The sequence below is a fragment of the Neorhizobium sp. JUb45 genome (genome assembly GCF_004343585.1).
In the GTDB taxonomy this organism is placed as follows: Bacteria; Pseudomonadota; Alphaproteobacteria; order Rhizobiales; family Rhizobiaceae; genus Neorhizobium.
Map to the genome: position 1 here is coordinate 491,016 of NZ_SLYW01000001.1, position 22,150 is coordinate 513,165.

The 22,150-nt window shown below is 60.5% G+C and carries 27 protein-coding genes; 15 read left to right on the forward strand and 12 right to left on the reverse strand.

The window, feature by feature from the left end:
* Positions 1-222: 222 nt before the first annotated feature.
* The 10 genes from EDF70_RS02250 (at position 223) to EDF70_RS02295 (ending at position 10,125) form a co-directional block, all read left to right on the forward strand.
* The gene (locus EDF70_RS02250) at positions 223-1,719 is read left to right on the forward strand and encodes an ATP-binding protein (RefSeq protein WP_207908212.1); all 1,497 of its coding nucleotides are present in this window, start codon (positions 223-225) and stop codon (positions 1,717-1,719) included.
* Complete coding sequence (locus tag EDF70_RS02255; protein WP_132271618.1) at positions 1,716-2,153, forward strand: response regulator; 438 nt, start codon at positions 1,716-1,718, stop codon at positions 2,151-2,153. Before EDF70_RS02250 ends, EDF70_RS02255 begins: the two co-directional genes overlap by 4 nt.
* 15 nt (positions 2,154-2,168) lie before the next feature.
* The gene (locus EDF70_RS02260; RefSeq protein WP_165931924.1) at positions 2,169-3,227 is read left to right on the forward strand and encodes a histidine kinase dimerization/phosphoacceptor domain -containing protein; all 1,059 of its coding nucleotides are present in this window, start codon (positions 2,169-2,171) and stop codon (positions 3,225-3,227) included.
* A gap of 277 nt (positions 3,228-3,504) precedes the next feature.
* Complete coding sequence (locus EDF70_RS02265) at positions 3,505-4,791, forward strand: hemolysin family protein (RefSeq protein WP_132271619.1); 1,287 nt, start codon at positions 3,505-3,507, stop codon at positions 4,789-4,791.
* Positions 4,791-5,366, forward strand: coding sequence for a 5-formyltetrahydrofolate cyclo-ligase (locus EDF70_RS02270; RefSeq protein WP_132271620.1), 576 nt, complete (start codon positions 4,791-4,793; stop codon positions 5,364-5,366). Before EDF70_RS02265 ends, EDF70_RS02270 begins: the two co-directional genes overlap by 1 nt.
* A gap of 46 nt (positions 5,367-5,412) precedes the next feature.
* Entirely contained in the window at positions 5,413-6,237 is an 825-nt protein-coding gene (locus EDF70_RS02275; RefSeq protein ID WP_132271621.1) for a TIGR00282 family metallophosphoesterase, read from the forward strand.
* Positions 6,238-6,491: 254 nt separating this feature from the next.
* Positions 6,492-7,520, forward strand: a complete 1,029-nt coding sequence (locus EDF70_RS02280) for an ATP-binding cassette domain-containing protein (RefSeq protein ID WP_132271622.1) — start codon at positions 6,492-6,494, stop codon at positions 7,518-7,520.
* 4 nt (positions 7,521-7,524) lie between these two features.
* On the forward strand, positions 7,525-8,313 hold the full coding sequence (locus tag EDF70_RS02285; protein ID WP_132271623.1) for an ABC-2 family transporter protein: 789 nt from the start codon (positions 7,525-7,527) through the stop codon (positions 8,311-8,313).
* 3 nt (positions 8,314-8,316) lie between these two features.
* Positions 8,317-9,117: an ABC-2 family transporter protein gene (locus EDF70_RS02290; protein ID WP_132271624.1), complete on the forward strand. Its 801-nt coding sequence runs from the start codon at positions 8,317-8,319 to the stop codon at positions 9,115-9,117.
* A gap of 129 nt (positions 9,118-9,246) precedes the next feature.
* Complete coding sequence (locus EDF70_RS02295; protein WP_132271625.1) at positions 9,247-10,125, forward strand: MBL fold metallo-hydrolase; 879 nt, start codon at positions 9,247-9,249, stop codon at positions 10,123-10,125.
* A gap of 132 nt (positions 10,126-10,257) precedes the next feature.
* Here the strand turns inward: EDF70_RS02295 and EDF70_RS02300 are convergent, their stop codons facing one another.
* Positions 10,258-10,761, reverse strand: coding sequence for a pyridoxamine 5'-phosphate oxidase family protein (locus EDF70_RS02300; RefSeq protein WP_132271626.1), 504 nt, complete (start codon positions 10,759-10,761; stop codon positions 10,258-10,260).
* Positions 10,762-10,922: 161 nt separating this feature from the next.
* Here EDF70_RS02300 and EDF70_RS02305 point away from each other — a divergent pair, with 161 nt between their 5' ends.
* On the forward strand, positions 10,923-11,669 hold the full coding sequence (locus EDF70_RS02305) for a YebC/PmpR family DNA-binding transcriptional regulator (RefSeq protein WP_132271627.1): 747 nt from the start codon (positions 10,923-10,925) through the stop codon (positions 11,667-11,669).
* A 59-nt stretch (positions 11,670-11,728) separates the two neighbouring features.
* Here EDF70_RS02305 and EDF70_RS02310 read toward each other — a convergent pair whose 3' ends face one another.
* The 9 genes from EDF70_RS02310 to ruvC all read right to left on the reverse strand — a co-directional run bounded on the left by EDF70_RS02310 (position 11,729) and on the right by ruvC (position 16,805).
* A complete protein-coding gene (locus EDF70_RS02310) occupies positions 11,729-12,241 on the reverse strand; it encodes an NUDIX hydrolase (protein ID WP_132271628.1) in 513 nt (170 codons plus the stop codon).
* Between the two features lie 3 nt (positions 12,242-12,244).
* Positions 12,245-13,135, reverse strand: coding sequence for a metallophosphoesterase (locus tag EDF70_RS02315; RefSeq protein WP_132271629.1), 891 nt, complete (start codon positions 13,133-13,135; stop codon positions 12,245-12,247).
* Between the two features lie 7 nt (positions 13,136-13,142).
* Positions 13,143-14,183, reverse strand: a complete 1,041-nt coding sequence (gene ruvB / locus EDF70_RS02320; RefSeq protein ID WP_132271630.1) for a Holliday junction branch migration DNA helicase RuvB — start codon at positions 14,181-14,183, stop codon at positions 13,143-13,145.
* Positions 14,180-14,584 carry a type II toxin-antitoxin system VapC family toxin gene (locus EDF70_RS02325; RefSeq protein WP_132271631.1) on the reverse strand — a complete coding sequence of 135 codons (405 nt, stop codon included), beginning with the start codon at positions 14,582-14,584 and terminating at the stop codon, positions 14,180-14,182. Before EDF70_RS02325 ends, ruvB begins: the two co-directional genes overlap by 4 nt.
* Positions 14,575-14,868 carry an AbrB/MazE/SpoVT family DNA-binding domain-containing protein gene (locus tag EDF70_RS02330; RefSeq protein WP_132271632.1) on the reverse strand — a complete coding sequence of 98 codons (294 nt, stop codon included), beginning with the start codon at positions 14,866-14,868 and terminating at the stop codon, positions 14,575-14,577. Before EDF70_RS02330 ends, EDF70_RS02325 begins: the two co-directional genes overlap by 10 nt.
* A gap of 65 nt (positions 14,869-14,933) precedes the next feature.
* Positions 14,934-15,548, reverse strand: coding sequence for a Holliday junction branch migration protein RuvA (gene ruvA, locus EDF70_RS02335; RefSeq protein WP_132271633.1), 615 nt, complete (start codon positions 15,546-15,548; stop codon positions 14,934-14,936).
* Positions 15,545-15,976: a type II toxin-antitoxin system VapC family toxin gene (locus EDF70_RS02340; RefSeq protein WP_132271634.1), complete on the reverse strand. Its 432-nt coding sequence runs from the start codon at positions 15,974-15,976 to the stop codon at positions 15,545-15,547. The genes ruvA and EDF70_RS02340 overlap by 4 nt, the downstream gene beginning before the upstream one ends.
* Before the next feature lie 4 nt (positions 15,977-15,980).
* Positions 15,981-16,229, reverse strand: coding sequence for an AbrB/MazE/SpoVT family DNA-binding domain-containing protein (locus EDF70_RS02345; RefSeq protein WP_132271635.1), 249 nt, complete (start codon positions 16,227-16,229; stop codon positions 15,981-15,983).
* Positions 16,230-16,295: 66 nt separating this feature from the next.
* Positions 16,296-16,805, reverse strand: coding sequence for a crossover junction endodeoxyribonuclease RuvC (ruvC, locus tag EDF70_RS02350; RefSeq protein WP_132271636.1), 510 nt, complete (start codon positions 16,803-16,805; stop codon positions 16,296-16,298).
* Between the two features lie 173 nt (positions 16,806-16,978).
* On the opposite strand from ruvC, the gene EDF70_RS02355 reads away from it, so the two are divergent.
* From EDF70_RS02355 to EDF70_RS02370, 4 genes are all read left to right on the forward strand, one after another.
* Positions 16,979-18,433 carry a hypothetical protein gene (locus EDF70_RS02355; protein ID WP_132271637.1) on the forward strand — a complete coding sequence of 485 codons (1,455 nt, stop codon included), beginning with the start codon at positions 16,979-16,981 and terminating at the stop codon, positions 18,431-18,433.
* A 144-nt stretch (positions 18,434-18,577) separates the two neighbouring features.
* Complete coding sequence (locus tag EDF70_RS02360; RefSeq protein ID WP_132272538.1) at positions 18,578-19,579, forward strand: LLM class flavin-dependent oxidoreductase; 1,002 nt, start codon at positions 18,578-18,580, stop codon at positions 19,577-19,579.
* An 85-nt stretch (positions 19,580-19,664) separates the two neighbouring features.
* Complete coding sequence (locus EDF70_RS02365; RefSeq protein ID WP_132271638.1) at positions 19,665-19,889, forward strand: DUF2945 domain-containing protein; 225 nt, start codon at positions 19,665-19,667, stop codon at positions 19,887-19,889.
* Positions 19,879-20,235, forward strand: a complete 357-nt coding sequence (locus EDF70_RS02370) for a hypothetical protein (protein WP_132271639.1) — start codon at positions 19,879-19,881, stop codon at positions 20,233-20,235. The genes EDF70_RS02365 and EDF70_RS02370 overlap by 11 nt, the downstream gene beginning before the upstream one ends.
* On the opposite strand, the gene EDF70_RS02375 is transcribed toward EDF70_RS02370, so the two are convergent.
* Together EDF70_RS02375 and EDF70_RS02385 are read right to left on the reverse strand one after the other, a co-directional pair.
* Positions 20,232-21,281: an NAD(P)-dependent oxidoreductase gene (locus tag EDF70_RS02375; RefSeq protein WP_245519002.1), complete on the reverse strand. Its 1,050-nt coding sequence runs from the start codon at positions 21,279-21,281 to the stop codon at positions 20,232-20,234. The genes EDF70_RS02370 and EDF70_RS02375 overlap by 4 nt on opposite strands.
* The gene (locus EDF70_RS02385; protein WP_132271640.1) at positions 21,278-22,093 is read right to left on the reverse strand and encodes a glycosyltransferase; all 816 of its coding nucleotides are present in this window, start codon (positions 22,091-22,093) and stop codon (positions 21,278-21,280) included. The genes EDF70_RS02375 and EDF70_RS02385 overlap by 4 nt, the downstream gene beginning before the upstream one ends.
* Positions 22,094-22,150: the final 57 nt, after the last annotated feature.

Genomic DNA, 22,150 nt, shown 5'->3' on the forward strand with positions numbered 1-22,150 from the left:
TCTCCTTCCGGAGTATTTGTAATTCATATGAATGACGAAATCCACTGGTGTTCGAATACCCACTCTGCCGTGACCATGGATGCATCAAGGAAATTCGCTGAAAAAGCCTCCGGCCGAGATCAAGTGCGCTGATATTGGTGCATGCCTGCTCCTGCTGCCCCTAACTGCTTGACTTCCCTGCCATCCTCCCCATTTGTGGGATCGGGGAGATCCACCGACACTATGGCCATTCTGAACAATACTTTTGCGCGCTCGTCGCTGCTCATGCTGCTGGTCGGTGGCGTGATCATGCTTGGCATTGTCCTGTCGTCGTTTTTCCTGGCGCAGAACACCACGGACTATTTCAACGAAGTGACGCGGCTGCGCGCCGTGCGCACCAATTCCGCCGACCTTCTTTTGCGCGTGCAGGCGGCCGAGACTGCGCAGCGCGGTTATCTGATCACCCGCGAGCCGGCTTTTCTCACCAGTTTCAACGAGGCGCGCGACGCTATTCCCGAGCAGCTCGCCAAGCTCGAGCGTGCAGGCAATGCGCAATCCTATGCGCCTGTTCCTGTTGGGGAATTGCGCAGGCTGATCGATGAAAAAATCAATGAGATGGAATCGACCTTCGAGCGGGTCAACAATAATGACGTGCGCGGTGCCGTTGCCATTGTCCGCAACGATTCCGGCCGCCAGATCATGGATCGCCTGTCGAGCATTCTCACCGGCATTATCGGCGTGATGGATACGCGGCTGACGCAGGGCATTGCCGAACTCAGCCAGTCATCCACCAGCCTGCAATGGGTCAGCATCGGCGGTGGTCTCGTTATCGTTTTGCTGGTCGGAAGCGCCATCTTCATCGTTGCCCAGCATGTGCGTGCCCTGCAACGCGCGCGCCAACAGGTCGAAGCCCTCAATGCCGGCCTCGAGGAACGCGTCGACGAGCGCACCGAGGACCTGATGCGCGCCAATAGCGAGATCCAGCGTTACGCCTATATCGTTTCTCACGACCTGCGGGCGCCGCTCGTCAACATCATGGGCTTCACCAGCGAGCTTGAGACGACGCTGAAGGATATCCGCGCCTATGTGATGGCCGAGGGCATGCCGGGCGAGGACCAGATCAAACAGGCGCGGTATGCCGTCGAGGAAGATCTGCCCGAGGCGATATCCTTCATCCGGTCTTCGACGAAAAAGATGGATGGGCTGATCAACGCCATCCTGAAAATCTCGCGCGACGGACGCCGCGAACTGAAGCCAGAGCCGATCGATCTTTCCGATATGCTGGAAGCGACGGCGGCGTCGATCAACCATCAGGTCGTCGATGCCGGCGGCGAGATCAAGATAGCCGTCAACGCGGCGAAAAATCTGGTGTCGGATCGTTTTTCGCTGGAGCAGGTTTTTGGCAACCTGTTCGACAATGCCGTCAAATACCGCAACCCGGAAAAGCCGCTGGCGCTGTCGGTGCGGGCCTATCCGGTCGGCCGCTCGGCGCTTCGCATCGAGGTCGCCGACAATGGCCGCGGCATTGCGCCGGAAGATCACGAGCGGGTGTTCGAGCTGTTCCGCCGATCCGGTTTGCAGGATCAGTCCGGTGAGGGTATTGGTCTTGCGCACGTGCGATCGTTAGTCAGAAATTTAGGCGGGGACATTACGGTCACCTCCACGCTCGGGGGCGGCTCGACATTCGTGATCCGCCTGCCCGTGGATTTGTCCCAGTATGTCAGGAGCAACGGGTCATGAAAGCTGCCGGTAAGGAAGTCACCATCGTCATGATCGAGGACGATGAAGGCCATGCCCGCCTCATCGAAAAGAACGTGCGCCGCGCCGGCGTCAACAACGACATCGTGCCGTTCACCAATGGCACGGCCGCGCTCGACTACATTCTCGGTGCCGACCGTTCCGGCGATCCGTCGCAGGGCCGTTACCTGCTCATCCTTCTCGACCTCAACCTGCCGGACATGTCGGGTATCGACATTCTGGAAAAGGTGAAGTCCAACCAGCACACCAAGCGCCTGCCTGTGGTCATCCTCACCACCACCGATGACGAGCGCGAAATCCAGCGCTGTTACGATCTCGGCGCCAATGTTTATATTACCAAGCCGGTGGAATACGAGAGCTTTGCCAATGCCATCCGGCAGCTCGGACTGTTCTTCTCGGTCATGCAGATCCCCTGAAATCCCCGAAATCCCTTGAATGAAAAGGCCATCGCGCCGATGCCGCAGACCGTTCTTTACATCGATGACGACGTCGCCCTCGGGCGGCTCGCGGAACGGTATCTCGGCCGCGCCGGCTATGTGCTGAAACATGCCGTCGATGGCGCCACCGGTCTGGCGCTTGCCGAAGCCGGTGGTGTCGATGCCATCGTGCTCGACCATTATTTGCGCGCTGAAACCGGGCAGGATGTGCTGCGCGGACTCAAGGAACGCGGCATCGAACTGCCGGTGATCTATGTCACCGGGTCCAGCGAGGCGACGATCGCCATCGATGCGCTCAAGAACGGTGCCGCCGATTACGTCATCAAGACGGTGGGCGACGAGTTCTGGTCGCTGATGGAAAATGCCATCCGCCAGTCGATCACCAATGCCGAACTGCGCCGCGCCAAGGAAAAGGCCGAGGCCGAGATCCGCATCGGCAAGGAACGCGCCGAAGTGCTGCTGGCCGAGGTCAACCATCGCGTCGCCAACAGTCTCGCACTGGTGGCGGCCCTTATCCGCCTGCAGGTGACGAGCAGCCGCAGCGACGAGGTGAAGGAAGCGCTGACGGAAACGCAGGCGCGTATCTCCGCCATCGCCGGCATGCATCGCAGCCTTTACACGTCCGATGACGTGCGCACCGTTGAGATCGACAAATATCTCGAAACGCTGGTCAAGGAAGTGCAGCGCTCGGTCGAGATGGGTGACAAGGGCCCGTCGATCCGCCTCGAGGCCGAGGCGATCTCGCTGTCCTCCGACCGCGCCGTCTCTGTCGGCATGATCGTGACCGAGCTTCTGACCAACGCCATCAAATACGCCTATCCGACTGGTTCGGAGGGCGAAGTGCGGGTGATTTTCAAGAAATCCGACGATGCCCATGCGTTGCTCGCAGTCGAGGATGACGGCATTGGCTGCCTCGATGGCGATGCCCCGAAAGGCACCGGGCTTGGCACCCGTATCATCAAGTCGATGGCCTCGACTCTGGGCTCCGGCGTGACCTATGTGCCGGTCGCGGTGGGGACGCGCGCAGAGCTGCCGATCTCGTTGCAGGGCTGATCATCTTTCCTAAAAACACCATGTGTCGCTCCAGCCATTGCCAAGCGTGTGCGGGAACCCTATTGTTCTCGCCATATTGACGGATACAGGACCATGACATCCCTGAACCGGCGACGGTTTTCCGAACGCTGTGTGCGACATTGCTGAGACGCCGGACCTGCGCTTTTGCGCAGGAGTTTTTTCCATTCCGGCGTGACGATTGCTGCGGTCAAGACCACACGCGCCTCAGCCGGAACCTTCAATCCCCAATTCTTCCATTCAAAAAAGAGAGCTTCTCTTGTTAACCGAAATACTCATCGTGGTCTGCCTCACGGTTTTGAACGGTGTTCTCGCCATGTCGGAACTTGCCGTCGTCTCCTCGCGCCCTGTCCGCCTGCGGGTGATGGCCGAGCAGGGCAACCGGGGCGCTGCCACGGCGCTGCATCTGGGTGAAGACCCCGGCCGCTTCCTCTCCACCGTCCAGATCGGCATCACCCTTGTCGGCGTCCTGTCGGGCGCCTTTTCCGGCGCAACGCTTGGCGCGCGCCTGACCGGCTGGCTCGAACTTCAGGGCATGTCGGAAAACGCCGCCGACTGGCTCGGCGTCGGTACCGTCGTCGTCATCATCACCTACCTGTCGCTGATCGTCGGCGAGCTAGTGCCCAAGCAGATCGCCTTGCGCAATCCGGAAGGCGTCGCCTCGCGTGTCGCGCCGGCCATGTGGCTGTTGTCGAAGATCGGCGCACCTCTGGTCTTCCTGCTGGATCTTTCCGGCCGGACGGTTCTGAAACTGCTCGGCCAGACCGGCGAGAGCGCAGACCGCGTCACCGACGAGGAAATCCGCACCGTTCTTGCCGAAGCGCAGAGTGCAGGCGTGATCGAAAGCGGCGAAAGCGAAATGATTTCCGGCGTCATGCGTCTCGCCGACCGCACCGCGCGCGGCCTGATGACGCCGCGCCGCGATGTCGAGGTAATCGACACCGAGGACGATCCGGACGAGATCCGTGCCCAGCTGCGCGAAACCCACCGTTCGCGCCTGCCGGTGCGCAAGGGCAGTTCCGACGAGATCATCGGCGTTCTGTTCGTGAAGGATGCCTATGATTTCATGGCTGGTGGCAAGGCCGTCGACATGAAGACCATCCTGCGCGATGCCCCTGTTGTCTCCGACCTTACCGGTGCGCTCGATGTCATCCAGGCGCTGCGCAAGGCGCCGGCGCATATGGTTCTCGTTTATGACGAATACGGCCATTTCGAAGGCGTGATCACCTCCGGCGACGTGCTGGAAGCGATCACCGGTGTCTTCCAGGAAGATGAAGTCGATGAGCCGGCCATCGTGCCGCGCGACGATGGCTCCTATCTGGTTGCCGGCTGGATGCCTGTCGATGAATTTGGCCATCAGATGGGCATCTCGATCGACGAGGATCCGGGTTACGAGACCGTTGCCGGTTTTGTCATCGACGAACTGAAGCACCTGCCGGAACTGGGTGAAAAATTCACCACCCATGGCTGGATCTTCGAGGTCATCGATCTCGACGGCCGCCGCATCGACAAGCTGCTGGTGACGCGGGCGTCGGATCAGGACTGATGGCGACGACGCCTGAAAAAGCGAACTTACGCAACGGGCGGCTTGCCGCCCGTGACGCGATACCGCCAGCCGAGCGACTGGAGAAAAACCGGTCGCTCACCGCGCATGGCCTTGGTGCCATATCGGTTCCTGCCGGCACGACTGTCTCCGTTTTCCTGCCGATCCGCTCGGAAGTCGATCTCAGGCCGCTGATGACGGCGTTTGCCGACGAAGACGCGCGGCTCTGTCTGCCCGCCATTCTCGACAGGGAAACCATCGTTTTTCGTGAATACAGGCTCGATGCCGAGCTGATTTCCATGGGCTTCGGCACCTTTGGCCCGGCCGAACACGAAGCGGTTCTGCAGCCCGATATCATGCTGGTGCCGCTTGCCGCTTTTGACACTTTTGGCAACCGGATCGGCTACGGCGGCGGTTATTACGACCGCGCCATTCACCAAATGCGCGAAAAAGGCGGAAATCCGCGGCTGATCGGCATTGCATTCGACTGCCAGGAAGTGGCATCAGTGCCTGCAGAACCTCACGACATCAGACTGGACGCGATCCTGACGGAAAGCGGCTACCGGACCTTCGCCTGAGGCGGACCCGGTACGTTTTGTCCTTGCAGGCACAGATTGGATTAGCATGCGCCTTTTGTTTCTCGGTGACATGGTGGGCAAGACCGGACGCACGACCGTCTGGGACAAGCTGCCCGGCCTCGTCTCCGACCTGAAGCTCGATTTTGTCATCGTCAACGGCGAGAATGCCGCCGGCGGTTTCGGCATTACCGAAGACATCTTTCTGGAAACCATCAATGCCGGCGCCGACGTGGTGACGACAGGCAACCATGTCTGGGACCAGAAGGAGGCCGTCAGCTTCTCCGGCCGCCACGACCAGTTTTTGCGCCCGGCCAACTATCCCGCGGGAACGCCCGGCAAGGGTTCCGGCGTATTTTACGCCCGCAACGGCGCGCGCGTTCTCGTCGCCAACATCATGGGCCGCGTGTTCATGCACCCGGAACTCGACGACCCCTTCAAGTCTGCCGAGGCGATCCTCGAAGCCGCACCGCTGAAGGATCAGGTCGACGTCATCGTTTTCGATTTCCATGCGGAAGCCACCAGCGAAAAGCAGTGCTTTGGCCATTTCGTCGATGGCCGCGCCTCGTTTGTCGTCGGCACCCACACACATGTGCCGACCGCCGACTACCAGATCCTGAACGGCGGCACGGCCTATATGTCGGATGCCGGCATGTGTGGCGATTACGATTCCTCGCTCGGCATGGAAAAGGAAGAGCCGCTCAACCGCTTCATTTCGAAAATGCCAAAGGGCCGTTTCGAGGCGGCATCGGGTCCGGCAACGATCTGCGGTGTCGGCGTCGAGATTTCCGATGCGACGGGACTGGCGGAAAAGATCGAGCCCTTGCGCATCGGGCCGCGGCTTGCGGAAAATATTCCGAGCTTCTGGCGGTAGTTTTCTTCGCATGCGTCATCCCGGCCTTGTGCCGGGATCCAGCAGTCGTGCGTCTGCGCGACAAAAGACCTCTTTCAGCCCAAAGACTTGGGCTGGCTGGATTCCTGTGACAAGCACAGGAATGACGGTGGAATTTTTCTGCTCGCCGCACCTTTCCTATCTCCATCCCCCAACAATTCACCCCTTGGCACCTGTCGCGTGACCGTCATACTGGGCATGTATCGGATTCGGCTCCCTCAGACGGAATTCCCGCCATGCCTCCCATCATCCACGCCGACGGCGCGACAAAATGGTTTGCGCAGAAAGTGCCGCAGTCCGGGCTTGCCGGCGCATTTCGCAATTTCCTTTCCCCCGTCACCCGCGATGTGAAGGCGGTGGATGGCATTTCCTTTGCCATTCAGGCGGGCGAGGCGGTCGGTTATCTCGGCCCCAATGGTGCCGGCAAATCCACCATGATCAAGATGCTGACCGGCGTGCTGGTGCCGACCGCCGGCTCCGTCAGCGTGCTTGGCCGCGTGCCGCATGTGGAGCGTATTGCCAATGCCCGCGATATCGGTGTGGTGTTCGGGCAGCGCAGTCAGCTGTGGTGGGACCTGCCGTTGTTCGAAAGCTTCGAACTGCACCGGCGCATCTACCGCGTGGAAAAAGCGCGGTTCGACCAAGTGCGGGCCGAACTGATCGAGATGCTGCAGATCGGCCCTTTTCTGGAGCGGCCGGTGCGGCAGTTGAGCCTTGGCCAGCGCATGCGCGGCGAAATCGCCATGACGCTGCTGCATGAGCCCAAAATCCTGTTTCTCGACGAGCCGACGATCGGCCTCGATGTCGTTGCCAAGGATGTGGTGCGCAAGCTGCTTGCCCGCATCAACCGGGAGCGTGGCACGACCATCATCCTCACCACCCATGACCTGCGCGACATCGAGGAAATCTGCCCGCGGCTGATCATGGTCGATGACGGAAAACTGTTGTTCGACGGGCCGCTTGCCAACCTCAACGCCACCTTTGGTGCCCGCAAAAAACTGACGCTGGAATTTGCGACGGAACCGGGAACGGTCACACTCGCGGGTGCCGAACCTGCCGGCGGTGAGGGCGTGATCCGCACGTTTCTGCTGGCGGATGGAAAACGTTCGCTGGTGGAGATCATCACCGCACTGAAATCCGATGCCGAACTGGTGGATGTGCATCTGCACGAGCCGGATATCGAGGAGGTTATCCGCACCTATTACCAGTCGCGCGAGGCGGTTTCGTTGCCCGTGCCGTCGCTAGCGGCAAAACGAGTGGGGTAGGGCGATGTTTTTGGCACTTGCATCCGCTGGTTTTCGCATCGAATCGAGTTTTCGTGCGCAGTTCTGGTTCAAGCTGCTGAGCGGCGTCTTGAACGTTGTTGCCCGCGTGTCGATCTGGCAATCGGTGTTTTTGCATGGCGCGGGTTCGACCGATATCAGCCTGCCGCAGATGGTGACCTATGCCATTCTGGGCGCGACGATCTTTTCCACCTGGGATGCCACGCAGATCCTGCGCGAGATCGGTGCCGATATCCGCAGCGGCAATGTCGTCAGTCACCTGATGCGCCCATACAGCTATCCCGTCTCGCTGTTTGCCCGCCAGCTTGGCGTGCGTGCCCACGACATGCTGATACTCGGCCTGCCGGTGGCCGTCGTCATGGGCTGCGTCTACGGGTTTCAGCCGCCGGCCAGCGTCGGCCATGCGGCGTTGTTCCTGCTGGCGCTGATGCTGTCGCTGTTTCTGCTGTTCAGCCTGTCCATTGCCGTGTCGATGATCGGCTTCTGGGTGATGGACATGCTGGCGCTGGAATGGTTCATGCGCGGCACGCTGGCGCTGTTTTCCGGCGGGCTGGTGCCCTTGTGGTTTTATCCCGACATCATCGCTGAAGCCGTGCTTTACCTGCCCTTCGCCTGGATCACCTTTTATCCGCTGGCCATCTATCTCGGCCAGCTCGATCTTGCGGCGGCGGCGCTGCAGCTTGTTTACGGTGTTGGCTGGGCGGCCGTTCTGGCGGCGCTGGTGGCTGTGATGTGGCGTGCCGCCTGCCGCCGCATGGTCGTGCAGGGAGGGTAAGCCATGCGCCACAGCCTGTCGCTTTATCTGTATCTCATCCGCCTGCAGGTGCGCACCCGCCTGCAATATCGCGCCAATCTCCTGATCGGCTGGGTGGCGCAGGCATTCGGTTATGCCAGCGCTTACGGCGCGATCTGGATCGTTGCCAGCCGTTTCGAGCGGCTCGGCGGCTGGGTGTGGCCGGAAATCGCCCTCATGCTCGGTTTTCATGTTCTGGGATATGCGCTCGGTGCGCTGTTCACCTTCGTGCAGCTGCGCCGCATGGAGGAGCTGGTGCGGCTCGGCACCTATGACACGCTGCTGGTGCGGCCGGTCAGCCCCTGGGCCTTTCTGGTGTTTTCCGGCATCAATATCGAATATGGCGGTCACATCGCGCTCGGCATCGGCATGATCGTCTGGGCGCTGCCGCAGCTTGGCATCGACTGGACTCTGCTGACTGTGCTGCAATTTGCCGCCAGCCTGATCAGTGCCGCGTTGCTGACGGCGTCTGTGGTGACGACCATTGGCGCCATGGCGCTGGTGCTGACCCGATCGCGTTACCTGTTCGGCCTCTATTTCGACTTTTGGGAACTGTCGCGCTATCCGCTGACCATCTTTGCGTTGCCGTTGCAATTCGTGCTGCTGTCGATCATGCCACTGGGTTACATGGCCTACGTTCCGGTCGCAGCACTTCTCGGCAAACCGGTGCCGCTGATCGGCGATGCCGCGCCTTATGCCGCCGTGCTTGCCGGCCCGGTCCTGGTCGTGGTCGCCATGCTGGTCTGGCAGGCCTGCCAGCGGCGTTATCAGGGCGCGGGCGGCTGACCGCACCGCGGCAATGACTAAATCGTGACGATCAACCCGTCATAACCGGCTGGACCGGTCGTCACGCTTCCCGCATCTTTCCCGCATGGACGGGCCGTCGGTAACGGCATGAACCGGGCGGGGAGTGGCATGATGCTGCGGACAGTCGCATTCGTTTCTTCCATCTTGGCCGGCGTGCTGACTTCGGCCGTGTCGGCATCGGCGCAATCGCCCGGTTCGGGCGAGGGGTTGCCGGTCAGCCAGTGCCAGGCGATCGCGCAAGCGGTTCCCGGCGCCACTTACGCAAATTTCACGCCTTCTTTGCCTCTGCCCGTCTGGAAGGCGCAGGCGAAAACCACGCTGAGCATGGCGGACAAGGAGCAGGTGAAAATCACCTTTGTCGGCCATTCCACCTATTTTATCGAAACGCCCGGCGGCATCGGCATCGCAACCGATTACAGCGGCGTCTACAAGCCCTATCGCCTGCCGGACGTGATCACCATGAACCGGGCGCATTCCACTCACTATACGCTGACACCCGATCCCGGCATAAAACATGTGCTGCCCGGCTGGAGCGATGTGCCCGGTGAAAAGGCGCAGCACAATGTCATGGTCGGCGACGCCTATATTCGCAATGTCGCCTCCGATATCCGCAACTGGGGCGGCGGCATCGAGGAAAACGGCAATTCCATCTTCATCTTCGAAGTGGCGGGACTGTGCATCGGCCATCTCGGCCATCTGCATTTCGAGCTCAACGAGCAGCAATATACGCAGATCGGTAGGCTCGATATTCTGATGGTGCCGGTGGATGGCGGGCTGACCATGGGCGCCGACAGCATGAGCCGGGTGGTGCAAAGGTTACGCTCGTCGCTGATCCTGCCGATGCACCGTTTTGGCCCGCCGCTGGAGGCGTTTCTCTCCATGTTCGACCAGAAATTCGATATCGCCTATGCCAAGGACGATGTGATTTCGGTGTCAATGCGGAGTTTGCCGAAAAAGCCGACGATTTTGGTGCCGAAGGGGTTGTAGAACCTCTCCGTCGTCATCCTCACCCTCGGGTTAAACCCGAGGGTGAGGATGACAAAGGCGGGGGCAATACCCATAAAAGAAGCCGCGAATTTTCACTCGCGGCTCCAGTCATTCGGTGATCAAACCGCAGTTTTACGCAAACGCCAGATGCTGCTTCACACCCACTTCCGGCATCTTTTCATCCGAATAATTCGCCTTGGCGATTTCCCAGCCGAATTTCAGCTTGCTGTCGGTGGATGCCCAGATGTCGGCATCGTCCACATGCATGGCGATCATCGTCAGTTTCGGATCGGCCTTGCCATCCTCGTACCAGGCGGCGGTGACGCTGCTCCAGTATTCCTCGATCTTGGCCGGATCGGCGCGCAGATCCAGTGTGCCGCCGAGGCTGGCATGGTAATCGTGGTTCTTGCCGACCACGCAGAAATAACCGCGGGTGCCGGGTTTGATCGACTGGGCCAGATCCGTATCGGTCTTGGTGAAAAACCAGATCGTGTTGGTTTTCGGGTCCGCATGCGGCGCCATCGGCTGCATGTGGCCATGTGCGCCTTCGATGCCCAGCATGCCGGCATGGATCTCGGCGATCTCGTCCCAGAGCTGGCGGGCGGGGGCTTCGCGTGCTTCGGTCAGGCTTGCCATGAACATTCTCCTTCTCGTCATTCGGGCTCGGTGCAGAAAACGGCGGGGGCTGTGCTTTGTTCCGAGCGGATCTGCGAGAAGGCAACGGCCGCACCCTCTTGAACAGCACAGCCATCGAAACTATAAGGCGGCCATTCCATTACAAATGATGCAGGGGTGCCATGGCTGGCCATTCACAGTTCAAGAACATCATGCACCGCAAGGGCAAGCAGGACGGTATCCGTTCAAAGATGTTCTCCAAGCTCGCGCGCGAAATCACGGTTGCGGCAAAGACGGGTCTGCCTGACCCGACCATGAACGCAGCGCTGCGCCTTGCCGTGCAGAACGCCAAGGCACAGTCGATGCCGAAGGACAATATCGACCGCGCCATCAAGAAGGCTTCGGGCGCAGACGCCGAGACCTATGACGCGATCCGTTACGAAGGTTACGGCCCGGGCGGTACGGCGGTCATCGTCGAAGCGCTGACCGACAACCGCAACCGCACCGCATCGAGCGTGCGTTCGACCTTCTCCAAGGCCGGCGGCGCACTCGGCGAAACCGGTTCGGTGTCCTTCTCCTTCGATCACGTCGGCGAAATCACCTACAAGGCTTCCGTCGGCGATGCGGACAAGGTCATGGAAGCGGCGATCGAAGCCGGTGCCGATGACGTCGTTTCCGATGAAGACGGCCACACCATCTATTGCGGTTTCGAGGACATGAACGAAGTGTCCAAGGCGCTGGAAGCGGTGCTCGGCGAAGCCGAAACCGTAAAGGCCATCTGGAAGGCGCAGACGCCGATCGAAGTCGATGAGGAAAGGGCGCGCTCGATCATGAAGCTGATCGACACGCTCGAAGACGATGACGACGTGCAGGCCGTCTATTCCAACTTCGAAGTGTCCGACGAAGTGATGGCCAAGCTTTCGGCCTGATCTTTCTGGTTGATTGAGATTGCGAGCGGGGCCGGAAGGCCCCGTTTTGCGTTTGGGCTTTACCCCTTCACATCCAGATCGCCATCGCGCCAGACCACATGGCGCGGTGATGTCGGCAGGGTCTCGATCTCGTCGGCGATGAAATAGGGCGGGATATCGAGCGCCTTCAGTGCCTCTGTCGTTGCCGGCACCCATTTGAACTCGAGTTCATGCGTATCGACGATGCGGTGGACGATGTCCGTCGGATGAAAGGGAAAGCTCTCCGGCAATTCCATGCGGTAATAGAAGCCGAGTTCGTGCCAGTCCTTGTCCTCGTAATGGAAGAAATTTTCCACTACCCAGAGAAGCGGGCCGATCTGCGCCGTCACGCCAAGCTCTTCCACCATTTCCCGCGCCAACGTCTCTTGCGATGTTTCGCCCATTTCGGCGCGGCCACCCGGAAAGGTCCAGAAGGTTTCGTGCACGGCGCGATGGACCAGAACATGATCGTTGCGAAAGGCGAGGCCGGCGATGCGCATCTGGAAGAGGCGTCCCGGTTTGAACTTTTTGCGGATGCGCAGGTCCTGCGGCATGGATTACCCCAATTCTATGACATTTATTTCTGGGCGCGAACCGATCCGGATTGGTAATACGGAACAGCCCAGCCCGCGTGAGACAATCAGGTCGCGCCCGAATTCGCGATAGTGTCCGGCGGGATATCGACGTGAGCCGGCGGAAGCCGCCACAGGCCGCCAGCCAAAAATGTTGATCTGGCCGCCATGGGTGTGGCCTGACAGCACGAGGCCAATGTTTTTGCTCGCGTCGTCCATCTGCGTAAAAATATCCGGCTCGTGCGCCATCAAGATGGCAGGGGCGGTGTCGGTAATCTGCGACACGGTTTTCGGCAGATCGTCCAGCCCGGCAAGCCGTCTGCCGCGCAGTGCCATCTGGTCGCCAAGGCCGGCCAGCCAGAACGGTTTGCCATCCTTCTCCAGCCTTGCGGCTTGATTGACATAGGTGGCGATGCCGACGCTTTTCAGCGCTTCATGCGCAAGACTCGGCCCCTGCGGATACTGTTGAAAGGTGTCGTCATGCCAATAGTCATGATTGCCCAGAATCGCATGGACACCGAGCGGCGCCTTAAGCGTGGCCAGCGCAGATGCCCATTCTGCCGGCGCGACGTGGTCGGTCACCATATCGGTGGCGGCAACATAATCTCCCAGAAGCAGGATGATATCTGCATCAAGCCCGTTGGCCGTAGCGCATATCTGCCTGATCCGGTCGATGGTCATCCACGGATTGCAGGCGTGAACATCCGCAAGTGCCACGATGCGCAATTTCAGGCCGGGCGTCCAGCCATTCGGCCTTAAAGCATGGCGGGTTATTCGCTGTTGCGCCATGACCTCGACAAAGGGATAGGCGACCAATGCCAGAAGGCCGGCCGCGGCGGTCAAGGCGCCTTTGATCAGGGTTCGCCTTGTCAGCATGCGGGGATCACTCGTCTTCCAGGCTCATGCGAAACTGTGCGGCTTCCAGATCTTTTGGCGGCTGCAATCCTAAATGTTTCCAGGCGTTAGCCGTCAGCACGCGGCCGCGCGGGGTGCGCTGGATAAAACCCTGCTGGATCATGTAGGGCTCGATAATATCCTCGATCGCGTCGCGTGGTTCGGAAAGGCCGGCGGCGATCGTCTCGATGCCGACCGGGCCGCCGGCAAAGTTGACGGCGATCATGTTGAGGTAACGTTTGTCGAGCTGGTCGAAACCCATATTGTCGACGTTGAGCCTTGTCAGCGCCTCGTCGGCGATTTCACGGGTGACGGCTTCGGCGCGGGCTACTTCGGCGAAATCGCGCACGCGGCGCAAAAGGCGGCCGGCGATACGCGGTGTACCACGGGCGCGACGGGCGATTTCGCGGGCACCGTCATCGGTCATGCCAAGGCCCATCAGCCGGGCGCCACGGCGCACGATGCCTTCCAGTTCCTCGACCGTGTAAAAGGCGAGGCGGACAGGAATGCCAAAGCGGTCTCGCAGCGGCGTGGTCAGCAGGCCGAGGCGGGTGGTGGCGGCGACGAGCGTGAATTTTGAAAGGTCGATTTTCACCGAGCGCGCGGCCGGGCCTTCACCGATGATCAGGTCGAGCTGAAAATCCTCCATGGCGGGATAGAGGATTTCCTCGACGGCCGGGTTGAGACGGTGGATTTCGTCGATGAACAGAACGTCGCGTTCTTCGAGATTGGTCAGAAGGGCGGCAAGGTCACCGGCCTTGGCGATGACCGGGCCGGAGGTGGAGCGGAAATTGACGCCGAGTTCCTTGGCCATGATCTGTGCCAGCGTGGTCTTGCCGAGACCCGGAGGCCCGACGAACAGGACGTGATCGAGCGCCTCGCCACGGTTTTTTGCCGCTTCGATAAAAATCTTCAGGTTGGCGCGGGCTTCGGCCTGACCGGTGAATTCGTCCAGCGACTGCGGGCGCAGCGCGGTGTCGAGATCTTCGCCCCGTTTCTCCGGCGTGATGAGGCGGGTTTCGTCTGTCATGCGAGCAGTTCCATTCCGGGCACGCGGCTGGCGGCCTTTTGGTCGAAGGTTTTTATCGAGGTGCAGCCTGCGTCGAGCGAGCGGGCGGCGATCAGGGCACCGGCGAAATCAGCCCGTCCCCGTGTGGCGAGTCGCAGCGCTTTTACCACGAGATCATGGTGCTCGATCGTCAGTCCGCGCGTCTGCAGCAATTTTCCGATGGCTTCCATGGAAGCCTGTCTGGAAAAACCAAGTCGCGACCTCAACGCCCAATCGAGTTCGACGATACCGATGAGCGTCAGGTAGGCGGTGTGGGTTGCGCCCAGACCTTCCGCAAACCGCAATGCCGCTCGCCTCTGCGCCGGATCATCATTTGTCAACAGGCGGATGACGACGTTGGTATCAAGACCGATCATGTCCATGCGGCAACATCGGATTTGCCGTCATCATCGGTATCGAGAGCGCTGTCGCCTGCGGCCTTGATCACCGCTGCGTCTATTTCTTCCAATGTCGCTGAGCCATTTGGTGCATCACCGAGGAAACCGGCGAGATCCTTGAAGTCGATGTTTTTCGGGGTAACGATGACCTCGCCATCCATCACGCTATAGATCAGCTGGTCGCCGGCGCGCAGGTTCAGCGCCTCGCGCATCTCTTTCGGAATGGTGACCTGTCCCTTGGCCGACAATGTCGCTTCCCATGCTTTCATTGGACCGCTCGCATGTTCCTTCCGAAGAATAGCAGAATTTCCGACACATGCCTATTTGTCGGATTTTATCGTGCCAGTTCCTTCAACCCCAACCGGATCAGCTTGGCGCTGTCGGCACCTTCACCGGCCGTCTTCATCGCCGCGGCCACCGCATTGGCGGCCTGATCGCGCGAATAACCGAGATTGGTGAGGGCCGAGACGGCATCCGATACCGGTGCGGAGGCTACGCCTTCGCCAAGCTCCTGCTTGAGGCCGATATTAGCTGAGGCGTCGCCGGCAAAGGCGGGGGCCTTGTTCTTCAGTTCGGTCACAAGCCGTACCGCTACCTTCGGCCCGACGCCCGGCGCGCGCGATACCGCCGTCTTGTCCTGCAGCGCAATTGCGTTTGCGAGTTCCGACGGGGTGAGGGTGGAGAGAACCGCCAGCGCCACTTTCGAGCCGACGCCCTGCACGCTTTGCAAGAGGTTGAACCATTCGCGCTCCAAGGCCGAGACGAAGCCGAACAGCTTTAGCTGGTCCTCGCGCACATAGGTCTCGATGAACAGGATCGCCGCCTCGCCGATGGCCATACGCGACAACGTGCGCGACGAGCAGAAGGCTTCGTAACAGACGCCGTGCACATCGATCAGCACATGGTCGTCGCCGATCTCGTCGATAGTGCCTTTGAGCTTGCCGATCATGTTTGCGGTCCTGAAATTGGGTGAGTGTCGGGTGCGATGATGGACAGCAATGGAAAATACGTCCGGTATTTTGAGACATCGCGGGTGAGCAGGCGGTATCCGCGGATCGTCGCATGTGCTCCGATGTAAAAATCCGGTAGCGGCGATCGCCGGTCTCCACCCGATCGTCGATATTGAAGGAAGGCGTGCCCGGCTGAAAAAGCCGCTTCCCAAGGCAGATCCTCGCGGCGGAAGAGATTTGGCGCGAGCGCCGCCTCCACTTCTTCGCGCGTGGTGTATCCAGCTGCCATTTCCGCATAGATAAGCGGATTGATCAGCAGAGGTCCGACGGCTCCAGCATTCGCCAACTGCGCCATCGACCAATCCGTGAAGGCGCTTCGTGTGTGAAATACGTCGATCAGCACATTTGTATCTACGAGCGTTGCCACCGACTCAGTCCCTCAGCAACCGATAGAATTCGTCGCCCGTGAGGTCCCCGAGATACATCGTGCCCTGATGGCGCCGAAGGTGGTCGGTCAATTGGCGGATATGCCGGTCGCGCTCCTCATGGGATGGTTCGACGCGCCGCAGCACGGCTTCGCCATCACGCAATTCGAACTCAACCTCGCTTCCAGCCTCGATCCCGAGATTGGAACGCACGGTTTTGGGAATCGTGACCTGGCCTTTTTCGGTGACACGCATGGTAATACCTCTCAAGTATTACTTATCGACCGAATTGGAACAAGTCAAGAACAAACCGTACGACACTCACCCCGCCAAGGCTTGGCGCATGCGGTTACCGCCGCGATTGTGGGCGTGGCAGATGGCGATCGCCAAGGCGTCGGCCGCGTCATTGCCCTTGAATTCCACCTTGGGCATCAGGATCTTCAGCATCATGTGGATCTGCTTCTTGTCGCCGTGGCCAACACCGATCACCGACTTCTTGACCGCATTGGGCGCATATTCGGCAACCGGCAATCCGGCGCGGGCCGGCACCAGCATGGCGATGCCACGGGCTTGTCCGAGTTTCAGCGTCGCCACCGCATCCTTGTTGACAAATGTCTGTTCGACGGCGGCCTCATTCGGCTGGTAGCTGTGCACCACTTCGGCGAGGCCGTCATGCAGCTGGCACAGGCGCGAGGCGAGATCCATGTCGCCATCCGAGGTGACGGTGCCCGATGCCACGAAGCGCAGCGAATTGCCGAGTGTTTCGATAACACCCCAGCCGCAGCGGCGAAGCCCCGGATCGATGCCGATGATGCGAATCGTCTGTGTCATGGCGGTTATCCTATCGTGGGGCCGTAAAAGCAGCCAGTGAAATGCGAACAAACCAAAAACATATGCCACGTTAACGCCCGGTTAATCCTCTTCCAACGGTTTTTGAAACTACCTCCGCATATGAGTCGTTGCTGAAATATCCCCGTCAGAACTATGGGGAAGAGGAGGTCATGATGACGATAGTGAAGCAGTTGCGGGCGCGGCCGGTGCAGGTCCTTTCCGTTCTGTTAATGATCAACGGCCTGGCTGTCGGCGCCATGATGGCGCAGGCGGTCCCGGTCGATCAGGCGGCAGAGACAGGTGTTCTGGTTCCATTGCTGGGCGCTTGCGCGCTGTTGGCAACGCTTGCATCGTTGATTGCGCTTGCACGTCTGGTGCGCGATCCGCTGGAGCGGCTGGAAACGGCCCTGCGCTCGGTCAGTGCGGAAGTGGCGCGTGGCGGTGATCCGGTTTCCGGCCTTGGCCTGCCGCTTGCCTGCAGTGGTGATCTGACGGCCTCCACCCGCTCCCTTTTGCGTCTGCGCCAGGTTGTTTCGGATCGCAACCGCCGCGCGGAGCAGGACATCCAGCATCGCCGCAATGTCGATGAATTGCTGGCGTCCGAATTTTTGAAGCGGACTGCCGACGAACAGGTGCGTCATGGCGCCGTCGCCGAACTAGCCGATGGCCTGCGCCGCCTCGCCAATGGCGAACTCGGCATGCAGTTGGAACTGGCGATGCCGGCGGAACTGGAGCCGGTGCGCATTCACTTCAACCGTGCCTCGATGATGATCGCCGAAAGCATCGGCGGTGACGGCAGCCATACGGCTATCCTGCGTGACACCGGGATCGCACTGGCCGCCAGCACGGACCTCGCCAAACAGGGCGCCGATCAGGCAAGCGGCATTGTCGAGCTGCGCCGCTCGGCCTCGATGCTTGGCCATGGCGCAGCAGTGCGTGCCGAAGAGGCGCAGGAGCTTGCAGCCCTGGCCGCATGGGCGCGCACCGAAATCATGCAATGCGCACAGACGATCGCTTCGGCAAAAACCGCTGTCGATACGGCCGCGAAGACCTCTGCGGAGATGAATGCAACGGCGGAAAGTGTTCGCGACATCCTGCGGGAAACCAGCTTTGCCTCGCTCAATCTGGGTATCGGTGCCGTCCAGTCCGGTGAAGCAGGTCAGGATGTGCCGGCTCTGCTTGAACAGGTGAGGGCGCTTGCCGACCGCGCGGCGCGTGCTGCCAGCAAACTCACGGGCACGACGATGCCGGGCAGTGCCAGAATGACTGCGGCCGCAACCGCGGTGGAAAAGACATTGGCCGATATCGAGGCAGTCGGTCAGCAGATCGAAGCCGTCGAGGATCGCGCCGCAACGCTTGCCCGCGCCGGCCATGAGGATGCGGTCATCATCGGCGAAGTCGAACTGGTGGCGCGTGAACTGGAAGCAGGTGCACGCGGCCATGCCAATACGGTCGAACAGACGGTGCTGGCGATGAGCGCTCTTTCCCGCAGCCTTGGCCGTCTGGAATTGAAGCTCGGTCTGTTCCGCCAGTTGGCGCCATCCGCACCGGCAATGCCGCCGATGCACGCACCGGCCAACACATCGCGCCCGACGGGGCCGCGGCCTTATCTTCGCCGCGTCAAATAGCCGCCTGCCGCGCAGGCATTTATGTGATGTCGGCCTGGCAAAAAACAATTCGGGGACCTTAGCATCTGCGCTAAGGTTTCCTACATGGAGGGTGCGGTGGATCGTCGTCTGCCGCATTTTCATGTTCGCCAGCAGGATTTCACGATGATCCCTTTTTCCATTCTCGACCTTTCGCCGATCGGTGAGGGCAAGACCGCTTCCGAGGCTCTCGACGAGTCGCGCCGGCTGGCCATCAAGGCCGAGGAGGAGGGCTTCAACCGTGTCTGGCTTGCCGAACATCACGGCATGCCGGGCATTGCCAGTGCCGCCACCGCCGTCGTCATCGGCCATATCGGGCAGGCCACAAAACGCATCCGCGTCGGCTCCGGCGGCATCATGCTGCCCAACCATTCGCCGCTCGTGGTGGCCGAACAGTTCGGCACGCTGGACGCGCTGTTTCCCGGCCGCGTCGATCTTGGCCTCGGTCGTGCTCCCGGCACCGACATGCGCACCGCGCAGGCGCTTCGCCGCAACATGGAGGCCGGCGTCGACAATTTTCCCAACGACATTCTCGAGTTGCAGCACTTGCTCAGCACGCCGCTGGAAAATCAGGCGATCCTTGCCATTCCGGGCATAGAATCCAACGTGCCTGTCTGGCTGCTTGGCTCCAGCGTCTACAGCGCGCATCTGGCGGCCGCACTCGGCCTGCCTTACGCCTTCGCCTCGCATTTTGCGCCTGACATGCTGTTCGAAGCGCTTTCCATCTACCGCGAACGTTTTCAGCCGTCTGCGACGCTGGACAAGCCTTATGTCATGGTCGGCGTCATGGGTGTCGGTGCGGAAACGGATGAGGAGGCAAAACGCCTGTTCACCTCGTCGCAGCAGCAGTTCGTCAACCTGCGCAAGAATATCCGCACAAAATTTCCAAAGCCGGTGGACAGCATGGATGCGCACTGGTCACAGGTCGAGCAGATCAATGTCGAACACACGCTGCGTTTCGCCGCCGTCGGTTCGGCTGCCACGCTGGAAAAACAGCTCGGCGAATTCCTGACCGACACGGCGGCGGACGAACTGATCGTCTCCATGCCGATCCACGATCTCGATGCGCGCCTGCGTTCGGTGGAGATTTTTGGCGGACTGTCGATGATGCGGAAAATCTCCGACTGATCCGGAAACCTTTCGATTGATCGGGCCTCGACCGGAACAAACCCGGTCGGGGCCTGTTTCGTCTTCAGAACCAAGGAGGCGAGACATGCGAAAAATCCGCGCCGGAACCAAGGTTGAATGGACCTGGGGTGCTCATGAGGCCGATGGCAAGGTGGAAAAGACTTTCACCGACGATGCCAGCGTCAGGATCAAGGGCAAGCAGATCAAACGCAAGGCTGATGACAAAAAGCCCGCATTGCTGATCCGTCATGAAGATGGCGGCCGTGTTCTGAAAAGCCGTTCGGAAGTGAGGGCGGCCAATGTCAGGTAAGCAGGCATCCCGTGACCTTCAGTACATTCCGCCCGAACCGGTTTCGGCGGCCGCCCGCAAGGGGCTGGCGCTGCGGCAGAAATTTCACCGTGGCGGTACGATGGTGGGCGTTGCCCGCGCCCGAGATCTGAAAAACCGCACGCCGCTATCCGATGACATCATGAAGCGTATGGCCGCCTATTTCGCCCGCCACGATATCGACAAGCGCGCGCAAAATTTCGGCAATGACGAGGATCCGTCCCCCGGTTATGTCGCGTGGCTGATGTGGGGTGGCGATGCGGGGAAAACCTGGGTGGAGGGGCAGAGGCAGTCGCGTCTGCAGAGGCCTGCTGTAAAGTCGCATTAGGGTGACGATGGCTGAGCGGTTTGCGCCAGCGCGTGCAACGTGCCTGTGAGCCGCTCTCGCCCGCCGGGTTGCCAGCCCAAAGTTTTGAGTTGCGTCGTGTCCATTATGCTGACCATTGAATGATCAGCCGGTGCGGGCAGGGGATGTGACACGCCGCTTGCCCTGGCATGGAGCGACAGGATTTCGTATGTGTCTGTAACGATATCCGAAATGTTGAACACCTTGCCGTTTACCGCGTCGGGGTTATGTTCCAGCAGCAAAAGGATTGCCGCTGCCAGATCGTCGCCATGAACTTCGCTGCCGGCCCGCGATGCCACCGGTTTTCCGGCGCAGTAATCTTCAAACAGCGCATCCCATTTGTTCGGCCGGTGATGGCCGTAAACGCCGGTGGCCCGCAGGCTGGTGGTAATGAAACTGCTGGAAGAAAGCGCTGCAAGTGCCTGTTCAGACTCAAGCTTGATCTGGCCGTAGAGGCTGTCGGGCGCCAAGGCCATATCTTCCCTCAAGAGGGTGCCGGGTGGCACGCCATCATAGACGGCGCGACTTGAGAGAAAGATGCAGCGTTTCACGCCGGCCGCCTTCGCGTCCTCGAACAGTTTGACGCTGCCTTCGTGATTGAGTTTTCGAAACCGCACCGGATCATCGCCTTCACCGCCGCGATACCGGCCGGGCAGGTGATCGAAGGCGAGATGGATGAAGGCGTCGATGCCGGCGAAGTGTTGGCGCTGGTCGAGTGTGGGGTCGAGGGTGAGGGATAACGCTGTTGTTTGAGCAGCAATGGAGCGGCTGGCTCCCTCTGATCTCCCCCCTTGAGGGGGAGATGTCACCGTAAGGTGACAGAGGGGGGTGAGCAACGGTGAGGCAGATGGCGGGAAAGCGGCATTTGCGCCAGCATTACCCCCCTCTGCCCTGCCGGGCATCTCCCCCACAAGGGGGGAGATCGGCAAGTGGCGACGGCCCAACGTCACCGCATGCCCGGCAGCGACCAGCACCTCGACGACATAACGCCCGACCAGCCCCGTTCCGCCGGACACCAGAACCTTCATGCCGGCGCATCCGTCGGGTTGGCGAGCGTCGAAATTTCCGGCACCTCGCGCCCCTCATGGAAGGCGTGCCACAGGTCGATCAGCGGCCGCAGTTTTTCCGCCTTGGGGTGATCCGTCTCCCACGGCTTCTCATACTGGTAATGCAGCACGCCGATGCTCTTCCAGTCCCACAGGTCCGGCATGGCGAACCAGACATATTGCAGCATGTTCATCGTCACCGGCAGGCCGTGCCAGTCGGGGAAAAAGTGTTCGAGAAACGTCTGGTCAGTGCGCCGCCAGAAGGCGTCCGGCACGTCCAGCGCTTGAAGCATGGCGCCAAAAGTTTCGAGCGAGGGTTTTGCGACGAAGACGCCGGAATTCATCCGGTGAAAATCGCCAAGCCCTTCATAGACATTCGGGGCGGCGCAGAATTCCGGGTAGTCAAACAGCTTGTCTATATTCTTCAGGACCAGCGCATCGGCATCGATGAAAACGACGCGCTCGTATTCGGTCAGTTGCCACAGGCGCAGCTTGCAGAAATTGTCGAGCGGTGTGTGGAAATCCGGCTTGCGGCCCTTGGTGAAGGGGGCGGCACCATGCAGGTTCTTGCGGGCATGGCGTTCGTTGAAGGTGTCAGACAGCGGCAGGTGCTCGACTTCGATGAGGCGGCAGCCAAGCGCGGTCAGCGTCAACAGGTCGAGGCCGGAGACGGCGGCCGTGTGCAGCACGACGATATCGGCATCCGTGCCGGTGCGCAGGATGGAGCGGGCCAGCGCCGTGGCCCCCATGGCATAATCGGCATTGGTGACGAGTGTGACGAAAGCGTGGTTCATGGTTGCTGTTCCTTAACGCCCCCCCCCCCTCCGCCGTCATCCTCGGGCTTGTCCCGA

Bases quoted from the DNA above. Each gene is read 5' to 3' on its own strand.
- EDF70_RS02250 (WP_207908212.1), top strand. From the start codon at position 223: ATGGCCATTCTGAACAATACTTTTGCGCGCTCGTCGCTGCTCATGCTG.
- EDF70_RS02255 (WP_132271618.1), top strand. From the start codon at position 1,716: ATGAAAGCTGCCGGTAAGGAAGTCACCATCGTCATGATCGAGGACGAT.
- EDF70_RS02270 (WP_132271620.1), top strand. From the start codon at position 4,791: ATGGCGACGACGCCTGAAAAAGCGAACTTACGCAACGGGCGGCTTGCC.
- EDF70_RS02275 (WP_132271621.1), top strand. From the start codon at position 5,413: ATGCGCCTTTTGTTTCTCGGTGACATGGTGGGCAAGACCGGACGCACG.
- EDF70_RS02280 (WP_132271622.1), top strand. From the start codon at position 6,492: ATGCCTCCCATCATCCACGCCGACGGCGCGACAAAATGGTTTGCGCAG.
- EDF70_RS02285 (WP_132271623.1), top strand. From the start codon at position 7,525: ATGTTTTTGGCACTTGCATCCGCTGGTTTTCGCATCGAATCGAGTTTT.
- EDF70_RS02290 (WP_132271624.1), top strand. From the start codon at position 8,317: ATGCGCCACAGCCTGTCGCTTTATCTGTATCTCATCCGCCTGCAGGTG.
- EDF70_RS02295 (WP_132271625.1), top strand. From the start codon at position 9,247: ATGATGCTGCGGACAGTCGCATTCGTTTCTTCCATCTTGGCCGGCGTG.
- EDF70_RS02300 (WP_132271626.1), bottom strand. From the start codon at position 10,761: ATGGCAAGCCTGACCGAAGCACGCGAAGCCCCCGCCCGCCAGCTCTGG.
- EDF70_RS02305 (WP_132271627.1), top strand. From the start codon at position 10,923: ATGGCTGGCCATTCACAGTTCAAGAACATCATGCACCGCAAGGGCAAG.
- EDF70_RS02310 (WP_132271628.1), bottom strand. From the start codon at position 12,241: ATGCCGCAGGACCTGCGCATCCGCAAAAAGTTCAAACCGGGACGCCTC.
- EDF70_RS02315 (WP_132271629.1), bottom strand. From the start codon at position 13,135: ATGCTGACAAGGCGAACCCTGATCAAAGGCGCCTTGACCGCCGCGGCC.
- ruvB (WP_132271630.1), bottom strand. From the start codon at position 14,183: ATGACAGACGAAACCCGCCTCATCACGCCGGAGAAACGGGGCGAAGAT.
- EDF70_RS02325 (WP_132271631.1), bottom strand. From the start codon at position 14,584: ATGGACATGATCGGTCTTGATACCAACGTCGTCATCCGCCTGTTGACA.
- EDF70_RS02330 (WP_132271632.1), bottom strand. From the start codon at position 14,868: ATGAAAGCATGGGAAGCGACATTGTCGGCCAAGGGACAGGTCACCATT.
- ruvA (WP_132271633.1), bottom strand. From the start codon at position 15,548: ATGATCGGCAAGCTCAAAGGCACTATCGACGAGATCGGCGACGACCAT.
- EDF70_RS02345 (WP_132271635.1), bottom strand. From the start codon at position 16,229: ATGCGTGTCACCGAAAAAGGCCAGGTCACGATTCCCAAAACCGTGCGT.
- ruvC (WP_132271636.1), bottom strand. From the start codon at position 16,805: ATGACACAGACGATTCGCATCATCGGCATCGATCCGGGGCTTCGCCGC.
- EDF70_RS02355 (WP_132271637.1), top strand. From the start codon at position 16,979: ATGACGATAGTGAAGCAGTTGCGGGCGCGGCCGGTGCAGGTCCTTTCC.
- EDF70_RS02360 (WP_132272538.1), top strand. From the start codon at position 18,578: ATGATCCCTTTTTCCATTCTCGACCTTTCGCCGATCGGTGAGGGCAAG.
- EDF70_RS02365 (WP_132271638.1), top strand. From the start codon at position 19,665: ATGCGAAAAATCCGCGCCGGAACCAAGGTTGAATGGACCTGGGGTGCT.
- EDF70_RS02370 (WP_132271639.1), top strand. From the start codon at position 19,879: ATGTCAGGTAAGCAGGCATCCCGTGACCTTCAGTACATTCCGCCCGAA.
- EDF70_RS02375 (WP_245519002.1), bottom strand. From the start codon at position 21,281: ATGAAGGTTCTGGTGTCCGGCGGAACGGGGCTGGTCGGGCGTTATGTC.
- EDF70_RS02385 (WP_132271640.1), bottom strand. From the start codon at position 22,093: ATGAACCACGCTTTCGTCACACTCGTCACCAATGCCGATTATGCCATG.